Below are 17994 nucleotides of genomic sequence, written 5' to 3' on the forward strand. Positions count from 1 at the left end.
ACAGAAAGTAAACGACTATGAAACAGCGACGTTTCGCGACCTCGATCGCCCTCGTCACCGTCAGCGGCCTCCTGCTGACAGGGTGCTCTGGCGGTGGCGGCAGTGCAGAGCTCACCGACCTGTCCGCCGACTACGGCTTCAAAGCCGAAGGCCTTCCCATCGTCACCGAGCCCCTGACGCTCACATTCGGCGGGACCAAGTCACCACTCGCGCCCGACTACACCACCATGGAACTCGTCCAGCAGTGGGCGACGGACACGAACATCTCGATCGACTGGCGCAATCTGCCGGAGCAGGTCTACGCAGAGAAAAAGAACCTCATGCTGGCGGGCGACGAGCTCCCCGATGTCCTGTTCAACACCGGCCTCAGCGACTCCGAGATCGTTCAGAACGGCTCGAACGGAACGCTGCTGCCCTTGGAAGACCTCATTGCCGAGCACGCCCCGACGCTCTCCGGCATCCTCGACGCCCGGCCCGACATCAAGGCCGCCCTGACCGCGTCCGACGGGCACATCTACACACTGCCGTCCGTCGAAGAGCTGGGGATCCTGCAGCACCCCAACTTCCTCTACATCAACAAGAGCTGGCTCGACACACTCGGGCTCCCGATGCCGAGCACGATCGACGAATACTGGGCCGCGCTCGAGGCGTTCAAGACCGGTGACCCCAACGGCAACGGCAAGGCGGACGAGATTCCCCTCTCATTCCGCACCGACTCCTTCGCAGCCAACCCGTCAGACCTCGTCACCGCCCTCGGCGGCCAGCCGGAGAACAACGACCACCGCATCGTCCGCGATGGCGTCGTCGAGTTCACTGCGAACACCCCCGAGTACCGCGCTGGCGTCGAAGCGCTCGGCGAGTGGTACGCGGATGGGATCATCGACCCCGAGTCGTTCTCGCAAGACGACGTCGCCTACCTCTCAAAGGGCAAGTCTGAGACGCCCATCCTCGGCTCGTTCTTCTGGTGGGAGCTCGAGGAGATGGTCGGCGAGGAGAAGAGCTCCGACTACGAGCTGGTCGGCATTCTCGAGGGCGCCAACGGCGAGCGCCTCGCCAGCGTCTCCAACAACCAGGAGATCAACCGTGGCGCGATGGCGCTCACGCGCGCCAACCAGTACCCCGCTGCGACCATCCGCTGGGCCGACCGACTCTTCGATCCCGTCATGTCCGCGCAATCGAACTGGGGCCCTATCGGTGTGACGTTGGAAGAGGATCCTTCAGGTCTCCTCGTGCAGATCCCGGCCCCCGAGGGTGAATCCGAGGGAGAGCGTCGCCAGAAGGTCGCCCCTGGCGGCCCGAAAATCACCACAGCCCAGGACTTCGAGACCGTCGTCGCGCCCGAACCCCGCGCGAAGGAACGCCAGGAACTCGTCACCGAGAACTACGCGCCCTACGCCGCCAATGAGGCCTATCCGCCCGTGCTCCTCTCGAACGAGGAACTCGACCAGACCGCCTTCGCCCTCACGGATATCAACAGTCTCGTGAAGGAGAAGTTCGCCAGCTGGGTGGTGAACGGCAACATCGACGCCGAATGGGAGAGCTACACGAGCCAGCTCGACGGCCTCGGCGTCGCCGAGGTGACCGACATCTACCAACAGGCCTACGACCGCTTCCAACAGGGCGGCGAGTAGCCACCGTGTGGCGGGCCCGCGCGGGCCCGCCACACGAACGCACCCGTCAACCGCTTTCACCCCTGCAAAGGACCACGCTCAATGACCACGACTCCCCAGACGACAACGGCCGTGACCCCGCTCCGGCCCTCGGCTCACTTCACTGCCGAGACGTCCTGGCTCAACGACCCGAACGGGCTCGTCCACCACGACGGGCTCTATCACCTCTTCTTCCAGACGAACCCCTTCGGCAGCACATGGGGCAACATCTCGTGGGGTCACGCCACCTCCACGGACCTCATCTCGTGGGAAGAGAAGCCCATCGCCATCCCGGCGAACGAGCAGGAGATGGCCTTCTCCGGCAGCGCCGTCGTCGACAGCCGGAACACCGCCGGCTTCGCAGCCGACGGAGAGACCGCGCTCGTGGCGATCTACACGAGCGCCCACCCGCCCGTTGGCGAGGTGCCTGGGCTGCAGGCTCAGTCGCTCGCCTACAGCGTCGATGCGGGCACAACGTGGACTCGGTACTCCGGCAACCCCGTGCTCGACATCGACTCCTCCGAGTTCCGCGACCCGAAGGTCTTCTGGCATGGAGGAGACGACGGCCACTGGGTCATGGTGGTCGTGGAAGCGGTCGCACGCAAGGTGCTCTTCTACACCTCGCCCAACCTCATCGACTGGGCCTTCAGCTCGGACTTCGGCCCAGCGCACGCGACAGGCGGCGTCTGGGAATGCCCCGACCTGTTCCCCCTCCAGGTCGAGTCCACAGGCGAGACACGCTGGGTGCTCGTCGTCAGCATGAACCCGGGCGCACGAGCGGGCGGCTCCGGCACGCAGTACTTCGTCGGCGATTTCGACGGCACCACGTTCGTCGCCGAACGGCTCAGCACATCCGAGGATCCCGACTCGTACGACTGGCTCGACTATGGGCGCGACTACTACGCAGCGGTCTCCTTCAACAACACCCCTGACGGCCGTCGCCTCATGATCGGGTGGGCGAGCAACTGGGACTACGCCAACCAGACACCCACCGCTCCGTGGCGATCCGCGATGTCACTCGTCCGCGAGATCAGCTTGACCCAGGACGCGGTAGGACGCCGACGTCTGCGACAGGCTCCCATCTTGGGCGAGCAGACCAGCCAGGTGAACGTGAGCGAGCACGTGATCGACCTTGAAATCGGCCGGCGCACCACCCTCGTGCTCGACACGGAGGGCAAGACCGACGAACGGGTCCAGATCCACTTCGAAGGTGGCGACGCGCCCCAGCTGCTCTTCGACCGCAGCGAGAGCGGCTTCACCGACTTCAATGCAGAGTTCGCGACGTTGAATCGGGTGCCGATTGCCCCGCACCTCCCGCGGCCGCTCGACATCAGGGTCGTCGTCGATGCGACCGTCATCGAGGTGTTCCTCGGCGAGGGGGCGCAGACCGTGACCGAGCAGGTGTTCCCCACTGCACCACTGAGCGGAGCGCACATCCTGCAGCACGACTGAGCTGTTCGGACCCAGCACCGCCAGCGGGGCCCGCTGAAGCGACACCGCTTCGGTGGGCCCCGCCTTTTTCCGACCGCGCGCACTGTGCGACAGTTGGCCATGCGCATCGTCGACTTCCCCGTGCCGGACACCGTCGCCGCTCGCGGTGCCCTCGAGCTGGCCACCGAATACCAGTCGGCCGCCATCACCGCGCACGCCCTGCGGTCGTGGCTGTGGGCCGAGGGCATCGCGGCGGCCGAGGGCCGCACCGGCATCGACCACGAACTCCTCTACGTGGCCGCCGTCCTGCACGACCTCGGAACGGTGACCGAGTACGACAACCACACCGTCTCGTACGAGCACGCCGGCGGGCACGTCGCCGTCGCCCTGACAGCCGGCGCCGGCTGGCACGCCGAGCGCCGCCACCGGGTCCTCGACGTCATCGTGCGGCACAACTGGCCGAGCGTCGACCCGGAACTCGACCTCGAGGGGTACCTGCTCGAGCGCGCCACCGGCCTCGACATCACGGGCAGCCAACCCGACGCACTGCCCGAGGCGTTCCTGCGGGGAGTGCTCGCGGCGCATCCGCGCGGCACCCTCGCGGCGGAGTTCGGAGCCTGCGTCACCGACCAGGCGTCGCGAAAGCCGACGACCTCGGCCCGCAGGCTCGTCGACGGCGGGCTGCTCCGCAAGCTCGAGGAGAACCCCCTCGAACGCCTCCGGTAGTCCGCAGCAGGGGCCGCAAGCGACAAGCCGCGCCCGAATCGTACGGCCGCTACCCTGACCTCGTGAAGACACAACAACGGACCCGCCTCAGCGGCACGCTGATGGGCCTAGCGGTTGCCGCTCTGCTCAGCGGATGCGCGACATTCACGAATGCCTGCACGGACATCGGCTGGACGAATCGGGTCGACGTGCAGTTCACCGGGCCCGCTGCAGCGATCGCGATCATCGAGACCATGGAGGCCTGCGGAGAAGAGACCTGTTGGAAAGCGCCGAGACCCGCAGCGACTCCCACGAGCCCGCCCGGTGCCATCGAGGCCTACGAGTTCCCTGCGACCGCGGTCACCGACACGCGGTGGGCGCTCGCCATCGGGATGGATACACCCGAGTCGATCACGATCACCGCCCGGACCGCCGATGGGACGGTTCTCGGCACCACAGAGTCAGACGTCGACTGGACCCGCGTCGGCGGGACGGCGCAGTGTGGCGGACCCCACGAAGGCGGGCCGGTGGAACTGGACGTCGCGCTCTGAGAGCAACGCCCGGGAACACCAAGAATCGCTCACAGCACCACAACCGCCAGACGCCCCGTCCGAACCGAGTGGTTCCGCCGGGGCGTCTGTGCGTTCTGGAGGCTCGTCCGCTTACGCGGCGCCGTCGAACATCGACGTGACCGAGCCGTCCGTGAAGACCTCGGTGATCGCGCGAGCGAGAGTCGGCGCGATCGGCAGGATCGTGAGCTTGTCGAATCGCTTTTCCGGCGGGAGCGGCAGCGTGTCGGTGACGACGACCTCGTCGATAGCGTCGGAGCTGAGGCGCTCGACGGCCGGGTGCGAGAAGACGGCGTGCGTCGCGGCCACCACGACACCGATCGCGCCGGCGGCCTTGAGAGCCTCCGCGGCCTTGACGATGGTTCCACCGGTGTCGATGAGGTCGTCGACGAGCAGGCACACGCGGCCCTCGACGTCACCGACGATCTCGTGCACGCTCACCTGGTTCGCGACCTTCGGGTCACGGCGCTTGTGGATGATCGCGAGCGGCGCATCCAGCTGGTCGCTCCAGACGTCGGCGACGCGCACGCGGCCCATGTCGGGCGACACGACGGTGAGCGTCGCCGGGTCGAGCTTCTGACGGAAGTGCTCGAGCAGAACCGGCATGGCGAACAGGTGGTCGACCGGGCCGTCGAAGAAGCCCTGCACCTGCGGCGCGTGCAGGTCGACCGACATGATGCGGTCGGCGCCAGCGGCCTTGAAGAGGTCGGCGACGAGGCGGGCCGAGATCGGCTCACGGCCGCGACCCTTCTTGTCCTGACGCGCATACGGGTAGAAGGGAGCCACGACCGTGATGCGCTTCGCCGACGCACGCTTGAGCGCGTCGAGCATGATGAGCTGCTCCATCAGCCACTCGTTGATCGGCGGGCAATGCGACTGGAGCACGAACACGTCGGCCCCTCGCATGCTCTCCCCGTAGCGAGCGTAGATCTCGCCGTTCGCGAAGGTGCGCGACTCGGTCTCCCCGAGCTCGATGCCGAGTTCTGCCGCGACTGCTTCGGCCAGCTCGGGATGAGCCCTGCCGGAGACGAGAACAAGTCGTTTCTCAGTGGAGGTAATGATGCCAGACACGCTGTACCGCCCGTTTCCTGTGCTTGCTCTGTTGTTACGCGTTCGGTTCTGATTCGCGCGACGAGGCAGCCTCAGCGGCCTCGGCCGCGGCGGTGCCCGCTCGGTTCTTGAGCACCCACCCCTCGGCGTTGCGCTGAGGTGCGACGTTGATGGCGAGTGCACCCGCTGGGACGTCCTTGCGGACCACCGTCCCAGCCCCGGTGTAAGCGCCGTCGCCAATCCTAACCGGGGCGACGAAGACGTTGTGCGAGCCGGAGCGCACGTTGTCGCCAACGGTCGTCCGGTGCTTGTTCACGCCGTCGTAGTTCGCGGTGATCGTGCCCGCTCCGACGTTCGAGTTGACACCCACCTCCGTATCGCCGATGTACGAGAGGTGCGGCACCTTCGAGCCGTCGCCGATCTGCGCGTTCTTCGTCTCCACGAACGTGCCGATCTTCCCGCCCGCCCCGAGAATCGTGTTGGGGCGCAGGTAGGCCCACGGCCCGACGGATGCGCCGGCCCCGATGACGCTCAGCGTCGCGTCGGTGCGCTTCACGACGGCCCCCTCGCCGACCTCGCAGTCGACGAGCGTGGTGTCAGGCCCGATGATGGCGCCGTCGGCGACCGAGGTCGCCCCGCGCAGCTGCGTGCCAGGCAGCAGCTCCACGTCGCGCCCGAGCGACACGTTGCCCTCGATGACGGTCGTCGCCGGGTCGTGCACGGTGACGCCCTCGAGCTGCCAGTGCCGGATCTGCCGAGCGTTGTAGTAGCGCTGCGCCTCCGCGAGCTGCACCCGGTCGTTGATGCCCTGCACGATCTCCGGGTCGGTGACGGCGATCGCCTCAATGCGCCCCGCATCCGCCTTGATGAGCTTCGCCGCGTCGGTGAGGTACTTCTCGCGCTGCGAGTTCGAGTCGTCGATGCGGCTCAGCACCTGGCGGACCGTGCGAGCGTCGAACGCGTACACGCCCGCGTTGATCTCGGAGATGCGCAGCAGCTCCTCACTCGCGTCCTTGTGCTCGACGATCTCGTCGAAGTCGCCGCCAGACGAGCGGACGATGCGCCCGAAGCCTGCCGGCTCCTGCACGAACGCGCTCAGGAGGGTGAGCTGGTTCTTCGCGTGACGGTGCTGCTCGACCATGCGGGCGATCGTGCCCGAGTCGAGAAGAGGCACGTCGCCGGAGAGGACGACGACGACACCGTCGAAGTCCGCGGGCAGCGACTCAAGACCCACCTCGAGTGCCCGGCCGGTGCCGGGAACGTCGTCCTGGTCCGCGAACTGCGTGTCTGGAGCCAGGTCCTGGATGGCTGAGACGACGCGGTCACGATCGTGGCGCACCACGGTGACGGTGTGCGCAGGGCCGAGCTCGGCGGCGGTGTGCAGCACGTGCCCGACGAGGGGAATGCCTCCGAGTCGGTGCAGCACCTTCGGGGTGCTCGAGCGCATCCGTGTTCCCTGGCCAGCCGCCAGGATGACGATTGCGAGTTCTCGATCGGTCACAGATCCTCCTCGTTGTGGGCGCCGCGATGCGAACGCCATCACGGTCCACGGTGGCATGCAGCACCCCCGCGCCGCTCCTCCCCCAGGATTCGAACCTGGACCTAACAGCTCCAAAGGCTGTCGTGCTGCCGTTACACCAAGGAGGAACGTGCCCGCTCACGCGCGCACTCGCCAATTGTGCCAGAACCGGGAGGGCCGCGCGCTTGCCACGGTGGTGGTGTGGAGGTGAGTGCGCCAGACTGGCGAGTCACAAGACCCAAGGAGGCGTCATGTCCGAAGCCCTCGCCGTCGCGAATCGATTCACCGACACGTACTCGGCCGCCGTCACGGGGCGCGACAAGACCGCGATCATGTCGCTCTACGCACCGGACGTCCGGGTCTTCGACCTGTGGAGCACCTGGTCCCACGAGGGGGCCGGCACCTGGGGGGACTCGATCGGCGAATGGTTCGACTCCATCGAGTCGGGCACGCACTCCGCGACGTTCACCGACCTGCGCGCATACGGCGACCACGACGTCATCGTCGTGGAGAGCTACGTGCGCTACTCGTGGCACAGCCCCGAGGGTGAGCTCGAATGGATGGACAACCGACTCACGTGGGCGCTCGTGCGGCACAAGGGCGAGTGGGCCATTGCGCACGAGCACACGTCGGCGCCCGTCAATGCCGAGACGGGGCTCGTCGTGACGAAGCGTGAAGTGGATGCCCACCACCCCAACTCGTAGGCGGGAGACCCCGCGAGTGCTCGGCGGTGGCCGTGCTCCCCGTCGGCGCGTCGCCCCCGGACCGCGGGACTCGCCATAATGGGGGTATGGATGCCCCCGGACGTGCAGCTCAGCAGCGCGACTTCTCGCGCGACGCCGGTGAGCTGAACGCGGGCGGCCGCCCCGTGTATGCCGCACATCCGGTCGACACCGTCGACACGATCGTGCGCGACTGGTCGCGGGAGCGCCCGGATCTCGACGTCGACCCGCTGCGCATCTTCTCTCGCGTGAAGCGCATCGCGAAGCAGCTCGACGCCCTCCGCAAGGCGGCCTTCGCCGAGACGGGCCTCGAGCTCTGGGAGTTCGATGTCCTCTCGGCCCTGCGCCGCGCCGGATCCCCGCACCGCCTCAGCCCCAAGCACCTGCTCGCCTCGAACCTCGTCTCGAGCGGCACCATGACGAACCGCATCGACCGGCTCGTGGGCCGCGGCCTCGTCACCCGCGAGGTCGACCCCAATGATGGGCGCGGCATCCTCGTGACCATGACCGTCGACGGGCGCGACCTCGTCGACGAGGCCCTCACCCGCCTCGTCGCTGCTGAGCGCGAGCTGCTCGCCGAGCTCGACCTGGAGACGCGCGACGACCTGGCCACTGCCCTGCGCACACTCTCGCTGCGCATGGACGACCCGGCGCACTGAGCTCCGCCCCCCCCCCCCTTTCTCGGCGGGCGCCGGGCCACCCCGGCCTTAAGCTGGTCTGATGGCCCATCTCCTCGGCGCGGAAGCGCTCCACCTCGAGTTCCCGACCCGAGTCGTCTTCGACAGCGTCTCCGTCGGCATCCAAGAGGGCGACCGCATCGGCATCGTCGGGCGCAACGGCGACGGCAAGTCGACCCTCCTCAAGCTGCTCGCCGACCGCATCCAGCCAGACGGCGGCAAGGTCACGCGGCGGCGCGGCGTGCGCGTCGGGATGCTCGACCAGGCAGACACCCTCGACCCCGAGCTCACCGTCAAGCAGGCCATCGTCGGCGACATGGACGACCACGACTGGGCCTCCGACGCGAAGATCCGCGACGTCGTCAACGGCCTCGCCGGCGACCTCGAGTGGACCGACAAGATCGGCGACCTCTCCGGCGGACAGCAGCGGCGCGTCGCCCTCGCCGCCCTGCTCATCGGCGACGACGACATCATCATGCTCGACGAGCCCACCAACCACCTCGACGTGGAGGGCATCGCGTGGCTCGCGGGGCACCTCAACTCCCGCTGGTCGAAGAACCAGGGCGGGCTCGTGGTCGTCACCCACGACCGGTGGTTCCTGGATGCGGTGTGCCAGACCACGTGGGAGGTGCACGACCGCGTGCTCGACCCGTTCGAGGGCGGCTACGCGGCGTACATCCTGCAACGCGTCGAACGCGACCGCCAGTCCGCCGCCATCGAGTCGAAGCGCCAGAACCTCATGCGCAAGGAGCTCGCCTGGCTGCGCCGCGGCGCCCCCGCCCGCACGGCGAAGCCGAAGTTCCGCATCGAGGCGGCCACGCAGCTCATCGAGGACGAGCCGCCCGTCCGCAACCCCGTCGAGCTGTCCCAGCTCGCGACCGCCCGCCTCGGCAAGGACGTCGTCGACCTCCTCGACGTGGGCGTGACCTTCGGCGACAAGGAAGTGCTGCGCGACATCGAGTGGCGCATCGCGCCCGGCGAGCGCACCGGCATCCTCGGCGTCAACGGCGCCGGCAAGTCGACCCTGCTCAACCTCGTCGCCGGCAGCCTCGAGCCCACGAGCGGCAAGGTCAAGCGCGGCAAGACCGTCAAGATCGCGACCCTCTCGCAGCGCCTCGCCGAGCTCGACGAGCACCAGAACGACCGCGTCCGCGAGGTCGTCGCCCGCCAGAAGTCGAGCTACGTGTCCGGCGGCAAGGAGATGACGCCGTCGCAGCTGCTCGAGCGCCTCGGCTTCACGACCACCCAGCTGCAGACCCCCGTCAAGGACCTCTCGGGTGGCCAGCGCCGCCGCCTGCAGCTGCTCCTCATCCTGCTCGACGAGCCGAACGTGCTCATCCTCGACGAGCCCACCAACGACCTCGACACCGACATGCTCGCCGCCATGGAGGACCTCCTCGACACGTGGCCTGGCACCCTCCTCGTCGTCTCGCACGACCGGTACCTGCTCGAGCGCGTCACCGACCAGCAGTACGCGGTGTGGGATGGCGGCCTCCGCCACCTCCCCGGCGGCGTCGACCAGTACCTCGAGCTGCGCTCGAACAGCCTCAAGGGCTCAGCCCCCGCCACGCTCTCCAGCACGACGGATGCGGCGGCCAGCGGTTCGTCGTCCTCCTCCGCATCTGCCTCGACCGGCCTCTCTCTGGGAGGCGCCGACCGCCGCTCGGCAGAGAAGGAGGTGCAGGGCATCACGAGGAAGATCCAGAAGATCGAGCAGTCGATGAAAAAGGTCGACGCGGAGCTCGCCGCCCACGACCAGGGCGACTACGAAGGGCTCGGCGTCATCACCGCGAAGCGCCAGGCGCTCGCGGCCGAGGTCGACGCCCTCGAAGAGCGCTGGCTCGAGCTCTCCGAGGTGCTCGAAGCGTAGCCTGAGCTCGCCCCTCCAAGACACCTCGCGAGTTGCCGCAAAGGGTCGCCATTCGCGACGAACGGCGACCCTTTGCGGCAGCTCGCGGGGCCGGCACTCGCCCTACGCGAGGTTGCGCTCGGCGTAGACGCGCATCGCGTCGCGCACGAACTCGGCGCCCGTGGCGTGCACGCGCGTGTAGTTCTTGCCGAACCGCTCGTCGGCGATGTACATCTCGCCGAGGCCCGCGAACGCCTCCGCGCTGGGGATCTCTCCGTTCCAGCCGGCCTTGACCCACTCGAACTGCCGGCGCGCCGCGGCCTGCGCCTCGTCGCTGTCGGGGCCGTGACCTGCAGTCTGGGCCGCGCTGAACGCATCCTGGATCCGCGTCTGCTCCTCCAGGAACCCCTGCTTGCCCTCCTCGCCGAGACCACGCCACCAGGTGTCGCCGTCGGCGTACGCCTTGGCGCCCCAGCGCTCCTCAACCTCGTCCTCGTACTGCGTGTGGTCGAACCCGTCGAACATCTGCTCAGGCATGAGCGTCTCCTTCCCTTGGAGCGCGGCGAGAGTCGCGCGCACCGATCCGATCTGCGTCGTGAGGCGGCTTCGTTCGTCGTTCAGCCAGCCGAGGTGCGTCTCGAGGGCAGCGACGTCGTCGCTCCGCCCGGCAAGCGCATCGCCGATGGCGACGAGGCCGACGCCCAGCTCGCGAAGCAACAGGATGCGCTGCAGTCGCACGAGCGCGCCCTCGTCGTAGTAGCGATAGCCGTTTCTGCCCGTGCTGCTCGGCCGCAGCAAGCCGATGCTCTCGTAGTGCCGCAAAGTGCGCGAGGTCACCCCCGACTGCTTCGCCACCTCGCCGATCGACCACTCCATGACCGCATCCTCTCCCAGATCGTACGAGCGGCTCCCCCGATCTTCGGGAGAAGCGAACCGCTCGAGAACGACTGTAGAAGTTGACGCAACGTCAAGGTCAAGCGTCACGCTGAGAGGAAGTTCCTGACGACGTGGTCGAGGCCGCGCACCGTGAGGTCGATCGACTCGAGGTCGAGACGCTCGTTGGCGGAGTGGAAGCGGTTGCGCGCGACGGAGAAGGTCAGCTCAGGGCTGAGGATGCCGAAGCCGAACGCGTTGGCGCCGTGCAGCCGGTAGAAGCGCGCGTCGGAGCCGCCGACGCCGAGGATCGGCGCGGGCTTCGCTCCGGGCACGAACTCGGCGAGGGTCTGCTCGATCTGCGTGTAGAGGCGGGTGGTCGTCGCCGATTCGTTGGCCGGCGAGAACCAGTCGCCCTCGACGCTCACGAGGCCGGGGAACTCGGCTGCGATCGCCGCGAGGTGCGCCGCGACGTCCTCCTCCGTGACACCGGGCAGCACGCGGATGTCGAGCGAGATCGACCCGCTGTCGGGAATCACGTTGACCTTCGAGCCAGCTTCGACGATCGTCACGGCGACGGTCGTGTGGGTCCAGGCGTGCACGAACGGGACGAGCTCACCGAGCTCGGGATGCGCGCTCAACTCGTTGATGGCGTCGTCGATCGTGGCCGGGTCGGCGAGACGAGCGCTGAGTCCGGCGGGCAGTTCCAGCGCCGCGAGCGTCTCAAGCCACTGCTCGCTGATGCGCGGTGCCGGGGCCACGTCCTGCAGGCGATCAACGACCTTGGCGAGCGTCACGGCCGCGTTCGAGCGCCCCCAGGGAGCAGACGCGTGCGCCGCGTCGCCGCGCACGACGATGCGCCGCGGAGCAGCACCCTTCTCGCCGACGCCCACCGTGATGGCGGTGCTGCCGACTCCGCCGAGTCGCGCGCCGCCCCACTCGGTGAGCACGTTGTCTGCGGCGATCGTCGCCCAGTCGTTCTCGGAGAACCAGCCGACGCCGGCTCGGCTCCCCTGCTCCTCGTCGGCGACGGCCGCGAAGACGAGATCACCGGTTGGCGCGAATCCGCTCGTCGCGAACCGCTTGAAGATGACCGCGTACGAGGCGGTGAGGAAGAGCATGTCGACGGCGCCTCGACCCCACACCTCGCCGTCGATGAGCTCGCCCGAGTGTGGCGGATGCACCCAGTCGGCGGCCTTCACGGGCACGACGTCGGTGTGCCCGACGAGCGCCAGCGATTCCGCCGCGGGGTCCGTGCCCGCGAGACGAGCGACCACCGAGACGCGTCCCGGGAACGGCTCGACGCGCGTCAGCTCGACGCCGCTGCCGGCGAAGAACGCCTCGAGCACCGCGGCGGCGCGCCATTCGTTGCCGGAGGCGAGCGCGCCGTCGTTGACGGTCTCGGCGCGGATGAGCTGCTGCAGGAGGGCCACGGTCTCGTCGCGAAGCGAAGTCATGCCCTCATCCTGGGCGAAAGGCGGCGGGTCCGCGTGCTCGGGCGTTGCACGGGGTCACGTGGCCTGCCGGGGACGCGCGAACGTGCAGGGCCGGGGTCCCAGAAGCCACCAGTCGACACCACCGGTGCACGTCCACGAACGCCCTTCGCAGAGGAATCGGCCGGCTTCCGGCGCTGCGGCCGGCGTGATGACAGCGACGCTCAGGCGCCCGCGGGCACCAGGTCCTCGACGACCGCCGGCAGTCCGAGGTTCTCGCGCAACGTGGTTCCCGGGTACTCGGTGCGGTACGAGCCGCGCTCCTGCAGAGCTGGGATGAGCTCGTCGACGATGTCGTCGAGGCCGGACGGCACGAGGTACGGCGTCAGGTTGATGCCAGTGACCGCCCCGCTCCGGGCCAGCTCCGTGAGCGTGTCGGCGACCTCGTCGACGCTGCCGACGAATCCGCGCTGCGAGGACAGGTGGATGACGAAGTCGCGGATGGAGAGGCCGAGCGCTTCGGACTTCTCGCGCCACTGCTGCGCGAGCTCAAGCGCCTCCGCGTTCTGGAACGCGGTGCCACGGGTGCCGTCGGTGACGGCGACCACCGGGTCCTCGGTGGGCAGCGGTCCGTCTGGGTCGAGGTGCGAGAGATCCTTGCCCCAGAACTGCTCCAGATAGCGCAGGGACGTCGCGGGCGAGATCTGGTGCTCGCGCACCCAGCGCGCCTTCTCCTCGGCCTCCTTCGGCGTCCCGCCGACGACGATGGTCGCGCCGGGGAAGAATGCGAGCTCGTCGCGGGCACGACCGAACTTCGTGAGCCGCTCGCGCAGGTCGGCGGCAAACGCGGTCGCGCCCTCCAGCTCGGGATGCGCGGAGAAGATGACGTCGGCGTGCTCGGCGCCGAAGTCGCGCCCCTGGCTCGAGTCGCCGGCCTGGAACAGCACGGGCCGCGACTGCGGGCTCTGCGGGAGAACACGGTCGGTGACGAAGCGGATGAACTCACCGTCGACGTCGACTCCGCCCCGGTTCGCCCACAGCTGCTTGGCCGCTCGAACGAACTCAGCAGCGCGGTCGTACCGGTGCTCGTGGGCGAGGTGCCCGCCGCGGCGGAAGTTGGCGCCGGTCCACGCGTTGTCGGTCGTGACGATGTTCCACGCGGCGCGTCCCTCGCTGAGGAGGTCGAGGCTCGCGAGGCGGTACGCGAGGTCGGCCGGCTCGTTGTAGGTCGTGTTCTGCGTGGCGACGAGGCCGATCTTCTCGGTGATGGGTGCGAGCGCGGCGAGCTGCGTGATGCCATCCGGTCGCCCGGCCACGTCGTTGTCGTGGATCTTGCCGAGGTGCTCGCGCAGGCGAAGACCCTCGCCGAGGAAGAACGCCGAGAAGAGGCCGCGCTCGGCCGTCTGGGCGATGCGGCGGAACGACTCGAACTCGGTCTGTGAGCCGCTCTGCTCGCTCGACCAGATGGTCGTCGAGTTCACGCCCTGGAAGAAGACGCCGAACTGGATCTGGCCGGAGCCCTCGGCGCTCGCCGATGGCCGAGTCGCGCCCGTGCTGTGCTGTGTCATCGTCGTGATCCTTCGCGTTCAGAGTGCCTGGGCGGCGTAGCGGTTGACGGGGTGCGCGAGCCCGAGGGCATCCCTCAGGTGCTCGCCTGCCCGCGGCGAGGTGAAGACGCCGGCGCGGCGCAGGCTGGGGAGCACGGCACGGCCGAGCTCCTGCACGTCGGCGCCGAAGTCGGCCGGCAGCAGGCGCACGCCGTTCGCGAAGGAGGCGACCCCGGTGATGAGATCGGCGAGGCCAGCGGCGTCGCCTGAGTAGTGGATGCGCCCGGCAGCTTCGGCGTCAGACGCCCGGTTCACGACACGGTCGGCCGCAGCGCTCCCGCGCGCGTCGAGCGCGAACGAGACCTCGACGACCGTGCGCTCGATTCCCTGGGTGTCCGCCTGCCCGGCGGCGGCGCTCGCCACGAGGACTGTTCGCTCGCGGATCAGCGCGACGTCGATGAGCTCGGGCGCGGCCGAGCCGTAGACCGCGAACGTCGGGAGGAGCCCCTGGTGCGGGCGCGGGATGATGGACGGCCCCTTCACGCTGAAGCGTGCGCCCGCGAAGTCGGCGTAGTGCAGCTTGTCGCGGTCGAGGTACCGCCCCGTCGTCGTGTCGCGGATCACGGCGTCGTCCTCCCACGAGTCCCACAGGCGCCCGAGCACCTCGATGGTGTCGTCGAGCTCGGTGCGACGCGATTCCGGTCCGTCGAGCGGCGCCCGGTCAAACGCGGCGGCCTCGAGCGCTCCACCGTCGGCCTCGCCGATCCAGCCGGCTCGGCCGTGCGAGGCGTAGTCGAGGGTCGCGAGCTGCGTCGCGAGGTGGAACGGCTCGACCGCCGTGACGCGCACGAGCGGCACCAGCCCGGTCGCTCCGGAAAGCGGGGCGGCGAACGCGGCCTGCGTCACCGCATCCAGTCGCGGAACCGTCTCGCCGAGCTCGGGGAAGCCTGCGTCTTCGAACGTCGCGATCGTCACGCCGAAGCGCTCGAGGGCGTTGATCGCCGCGCGGATGCGGGTCGGGCTGACGCCCTCGCTGCCGGCTTCGACGGCGATGGCAAACGGCGGGTTCTCGTGAGTCATGCCTCGCAGACTAGGAACGGGGCGTCACCGTGTGACGGCTGGCGCTTCACCTGCCGCCCCCGGAGGACTTCTGACGCAACACTGGATGCGCGCCCCGCGAAGTGAGGCGTACGGTACCAACCACGAGCACAAGCCCGCCCCACTCAGGAGCGGACCGCACGACCCCCGACCGTGGAAGGAGCATGAAGATGACGCACACGACTACAGGCTTGAACTTCATGTGCCAGCAGCGCGTCGAGACGGGCAGGCTGGCGCAGCAGTGAGCCTCGGGCTGCACACGTCGATCGGCAACGCCGTCCGTGTGACCACCACCCGAGCAGGTGCCAACCGCGTGGAGTTCCACGCCATTCCCTTCGACGGCGCACGAGTCGTCGCCACCGCCGCCCTCTCCGGCGACCTCGACGGAGTCGGCGCCGAGCTGGTCTTCGATGAGCTCTGGGTCGCGCCGGAGCTGCGCGGCAACGGCATCGGCACCCGAGTGACGCGGGCGGCCATCACGTGGGCCGACCTGCACCTCGCGACGGGCATCGATACGTACGTCGCCGAGCAGAACGTCGCCATGCAGCGCCTCCTCGAGCAGCTCGGCTTCGAGCGCCGCCCTGAGCTCGAGCACGGCGAAGAGGCGTGGACGCAGATCTTCGCGCTGTCTCTCGAACTCGCGGGCTGAGGGGCCAGAGCGCCGGCTTCCGGTCTCCAATCGCGGGGTTCCGGTCTCCGGTTTCCGGTCTCGGGGTCAGACGTCGAGCGGCTGGCGTGGGCCTGGCGGGAGGGCGCCAACGATACTGCGATTGCCATCGCCGCGAACCCTCACGGATGCAGCGAGGCGTCGGCGGGCGTCATGCGCCAGGCCAGGAAGCGCACGGTCAGGCCGCTGCGAGACGGCGCGCAGCAGAACGGGCCAGCCTGCACTCGCGCATCCGTCGCCAACGGCGCAACGCGGACGAGCCGCCACGGCTCCTCATCGACCCGAGCGCGGACGATGACCGCGTTGCCGGCGCGGCTCGCCCGCACCGTGACGCGGCGGCCACCCCAGTCGGGAACAGGTGCGAGCGACCAGTCGGACTCGCCCCTGGTCACGACCGCACCCAGCTGCTCCTGCCCGTCACTGAGCTCGATGCCGGCCTTGATCCACGTCGTCTCGTCGCTCCGCAGGAAGATGCCCGCCTGGTCGAACTGCTCGCTGAAGTCGACGAGGAACTCCACCTCGACGGCGGAATCCTGCTCGAGGTCACGCAGGAGCGCATGCTCGGTGTCGTGGACGAACCCGTAGGAGGTTGTGCGCCACGCGTCGCTGCCTTCGGCGGCCGTGACGAGGAGGTCGCCGTCGACGACTTCTACGGACACGGGCTCGTTGGTCCACTGCCCGTCGTTCCATGGCAGGTTCGTGACGCTCTGCGTGTTCATGACTGTCATCCAACCAGTCCCCGCGAGGTCTGCGCTCAGCTGACCGGCTCGAGCGGCTGCACTGGGCCGGCCCCGGACCTGCCGACGACCACCAGGGCCGGACGCGTCACGTTGTTCTCGGGATCGTCTTCCCAGGTGAGCGCGAGGGCTGCGCGTTCGAGGACGCCGCTCGAGCCGTTCCGGCTCGTCGTGCCGCCGGACGCCTCGACCTCGAACGAGGTGATTCCCTTGGAGCCGGCGACGACAAGCACGTCCACGCCGTCGTCACGCAGCCACCTCGCGGCGATGACGGGAAGTTGCGGCGCCCCGTTCACGGGACTCGCGACGGGACCTGCACCGAGCAGCGTCGGATCGTCGTCGTCGCGTGTTGCGACGACCACCGCCCAGAGGACACCGGACCCGCTCCCCTGGCTCTCGAGGTGCGCCACCTCGACGAGCGAAAGCGGGGCGCCGGACGGCATGGTCTGGTCGTCGAGGATCGAGGCGCGCAGACGCCGGCCCTTCTCCTCCTCCCGAGCCGTGATGATGCCCCGCGAGAGCGCCGCGAACCTCGCGTTCCCCCGCTCAGCGTCGATGACGGCGGACCAGTCCCCGTCGGCGTCCTCCGTCTGCAGGAGCGTGAGGCCCGAGCTGGGATGCACGTAGGCGAAGCCCTCGACCACGTCGATCCCCGAACCGCCCGCATCCGGGATCCGCAGCAGCGAACGGGTTGCGAGCAGAAGGAGTCCGTCCGAGGTGGATGTCTCACCGAGCGAGGGAGCCGCCCCAGCGGCGAAGGTGACGGTCTCGAGTGACGTGCCCCGCTGCATCCGCTCGTTGAAGAGCAGCACGCCCGTCGCGACGGTGAAACCGCGCTCGTAGCGGGCCGTCGCGATCGAGGAGGTGCCGAGCACCGAGTAGGTCGTGTCGTCGCCGCTGCCCGCGCCGTCGAGCGGGCGGACGAGCGCGGCTACCGTGTTGTCCGATCGGAGGATGACGAGCCGCGCGGAGAACGAGGCGCGCACGGATGAGGTGCCGACCTTCGTCGAGTCGACGTCTCCCGCCCAGAGGAGCTCGATGGCCTGCCCCTCCGGGAGTTGAAGGGTGTCGCCCTCGGCATAGTCGCGCCAGGCATCGGCCGCAGCAACCAGTGGCCGTTGCTCGTCGAGCTTCGCCTCGGCACCACGGGTCGGGTAGCCGGGGAGCGTCGACTCGCTCACCACGTCCGTCGAAGAGGTGTCACCGTCACCGGTGAAGGCGAGGACCACCCAGCCCGCGGCGAGCGCCAGCACCACGACGATCGCACCGATCGTCAGCATGCGCGCGCGGCGGGACGGCAGCGGAACGTCTGCGTCAGCCGCGGCGGACTCGCCCATGCCCAATCCCTCGCCTAGCTCCGGGGCACCGACCTCGTTGTGGTGCTGTCCTCGTAGTCTGCACGAGTCCGCGCGAAGATGCGGCGAATGGCCGAGATCTCAGCCGGTGCGCGTCAGGCCCGAGGCTCGAA

At 68.9% G+C, this 17994-nt stretch carries 16 protein-coding genes and 1 tRNA gene; 8 read left to right on the forward strand and 9 right to left on the reverse strand.

The window, feature by feature from the left end; translation table 11 throughout:
* The first annotated feature begins 17 nt into the window (after positions 1 to 17).
* From C5B97_RS12810 to C5B97_RS12825, 4 genes are all read left to right on the forward strand, one after another.
* On the forward strand, positions 18 to 1631 hold the full coding sequence (locus C5B97_RS12810) for an ABC transporter substrate-binding protein (RefSeq protein WP_104312378.1): 1614 nt from the start codon (positions 18 to 20) through the stop codon (positions 1629 to 1631).
* Between the two features lie 81 nt (positions 1632 to 1712).
* On the forward strand, positions 1713 to 3101 hold the full coding sequence (locus tag C5B97_RS12815; RefSeq protein WP_104312379.1) for a glycoside hydrolase family 32 protein: 1389 nt from the start codon (positions 1713 to 1715) through the stop codon (positions 3099 to 3101).
* A 99-nt stretch (positions 3102 to 3200) separates the two neighbouring features.
* Positions 3201 to 3806 carry an HD domain-containing protein gene (locus tag C5B97_RS12820; protein ID WP_104312380.1) on the forward strand — a complete coding sequence of 202 codons (606 nt, stop codon included), beginning with the start codon at positions 3201 to 3203 and terminating at the stop codon, positions 3804 to 3806.
* Between the two features lie 62 nt (positions 3807 to 3868).
* On the forward strand, positions 3869 to 4336 hold the full coding sequence (locus tag C5B97_RS12825; protein ID WP_146080817.1) for a hypothetical protein: 468 nt from the start codon (positions 3869 to 3871) through the stop codon (positions 4334 to 4336).
* 111 nt (positions 4337 to 4447) lie between these two features.
* Here the strand turns inward: C5B97_RS12825 and C5B97_RS12830 are convergent, their stop codons facing one another.
* From C5B97_RS12830 to C5B97_RS12840, 3 genes are all read right to left on the reverse strand, one after another.
* On the reverse strand, positions 4448 to 5425 hold the full coding sequence (locus C5B97_RS12830; protein ID WP_104312382.1) for a ribose-phosphate diphosphokinase: 978 nt from the start codon (positions 5423 to 5425) through the stop codon (positions 4448 to 4450).
* 34 nt (positions 5426 to 5459) lie between these two features.
* Complete coding sequence (gene glmU / locus C5B97_RS12835; protein WP_104312383.1) at positions 5460 to 6905, reverse strand: bifunctional UDP-N-acetylglucosamine diphosphorylase/glucosamine-1-phosphate N-acetyltransferase GlmU; 1446 nt, start codon at positions 6903 to 6905, stop codon at positions 5460 to 5462.
* A gap of 74 nt (positions 6906 to 6979) precedes the next feature.
* Positions 6980 to 7051, reverse strand: a tRNA-Gln gene (locus C5B97_RS12840).
* 123 nt (positions 7052 to 7174) lie between these two features.
* Between C5B97_RS12840 and C5B97_RS12845 the strand changes: the two genes are divergently transcribed.
* The 3 genes from C5B97_RS12845 to C5B97_RS12855 all read left to right on the forward strand — a co-directional run bounded on the left by C5B97_RS12845 (position 7175) and on the right by C5B97_RS12855 (position 10192).
* The gene (locus C5B97_RS12845) at positions 7175 to 7627 is read left to right on the forward strand and encodes a nuclear transport factor 2 family protein (RefSeq protein WP_104312384.1); all 453 of its coding nucleotides are present in this window, start codon (positions 7175 to 7177) and stop codon (positions 7625 to 7627) included.
* Between the two features lie 86 nt (positions 7628 to 7713).
* The gene (locus C5B97_RS12850) at positions 7714 to 8304 is read left to right on the forward strand and encodes a MarR family winged helix-turn-helix transcriptional regulator (protein WP_104312385.1); all 591 of its coding nucleotides are present in this window, start codon (positions 7714 to 7716) and stop codon (positions 8302 to 8304) included.
* A 61-nt stretch (positions 8305 to 8365) separates the two neighbouring features.
* Entirely contained in the window at positions 8366 to 10192 is a 1827-nt protein-coding gene (locus C5B97_RS12855; RefSeq protein WP_104312386.1) for an ABC-F family ATP-binding cassette domain-containing protein, read from the forward strand.
* 102 nt (positions 10193 to 10294) lie between these two features.
* Here the strand turns inward: C5B97_RS12855 and C5B97_RS12860 are convergent, their stop codons facing one another.
* The 4 genes from C5B97_RS12860 to C5B97_RS12875 form a co-directional block, all read right to left on the reverse strand.
* The gene (locus C5B97_RS12860; protein ID WP_104312387.1) at positions 10295 to 11047 is read right to left on the reverse strand and encodes a MerR family transcriptional regulator; all 753 of its coding nucleotides are present in this window, start codon (positions 11045 to 11047) and stop codon (positions 10295 to 10297) included.
* 104 nt (positions 11048 to 11151) lie between these two features.
* Complete coding sequence (locus C5B97_RS12865; RefSeq protein WP_104312388.1) at positions 11152 to 12501, reverse strand: M20/M25/M40 family metallo-hydrolase; 1350 nt, start codon at positions 12499 to 12501, stop codon at positions 11152 to 11154.
* A gap of 200 nt (positions 12502 to 12701) precedes the next feature.
* The gene (locus C5B97_RS12870; protein ID WP_104312389.1) at positions 12702 to 14045 is read right to left on the reverse strand and encodes an LLM class flavin-dependent oxidoreductase; all 1344 of its coding nucleotides are present in this window, start codon (positions 14043 to 14045) and stop codon (positions 12702 to 12704) included.
* A gap of 18 nt (positions 14046 to 14063) precedes the next feature.
* A complete protein-coding gene (locus C5B97_RS12875) occupies positions 14064 to 15104 on the reverse strand; it encodes an LLM class flavin-dependent oxidoreductase (RefSeq protein WP_104312390.1) in 1041 nt (346 codons plus the stop codon).
* A 220-nt stretch (positions 15105 to 15324) separates the two neighbouring features.
* Here C5B97_RS12875 and C5B97_RS12880 point away from each other — a divergent pair, with 220 nt between their 5' ends.
* On the forward strand, positions 15325 to 15771 hold the full coding sequence (locus C5B97_RS12880) for an N-acetyltransferase (RefSeq protein WP_181026998.1): 447 nt from the start codon (positions 15325 to 15327) through the stop codon (positions 15769 to 15771).
* 140 nt (positions 15772 to 15911) lie between these two features.
* On the opposite strand, the gene C5B97_RS12885 is transcribed toward C5B97_RS12880, so the two are convergent.
* Both C5B97_RS12885 and C5B97_RS12890 read right to left on the reverse strand, forming a co-directional pair.
* Positions 15912 to 16508 (reverse strand): DUF1349 domain-containing protein, encoded by a 597-nt coding sequence (locus tag C5B97_RS12885; RefSeq protein WP_104312392.1) that lies wholly within the window; start codon positions 16506 to 16508, stop codon positions 15912 to 15914.
* A gap of 35 nt (positions 16509 to 16543) precedes the next feature.
* Positions 16544 to 17863: a hypothetical protein gene (locus tag C5B97_RS12890; protein ID WP_104312393.1), complete on the reverse strand. Its 1320-nt coding sequence runs from the start codon at positions 17861 to 17863 to the stop codon at positions 16544 to 16546.
* Between the last annotated feature and the right edge of the window lie 131 nt (positions 17864 to 17994).

It is taken from the genome of Pseudoclavibacter sp. RFBB5 (assembly GCF_002931555.1).
GTDB lineage: Bacteria > Actinomycetota > Actinomycetes > Actinomycetales > Microbacteriaceae > Pseudoclavibacter.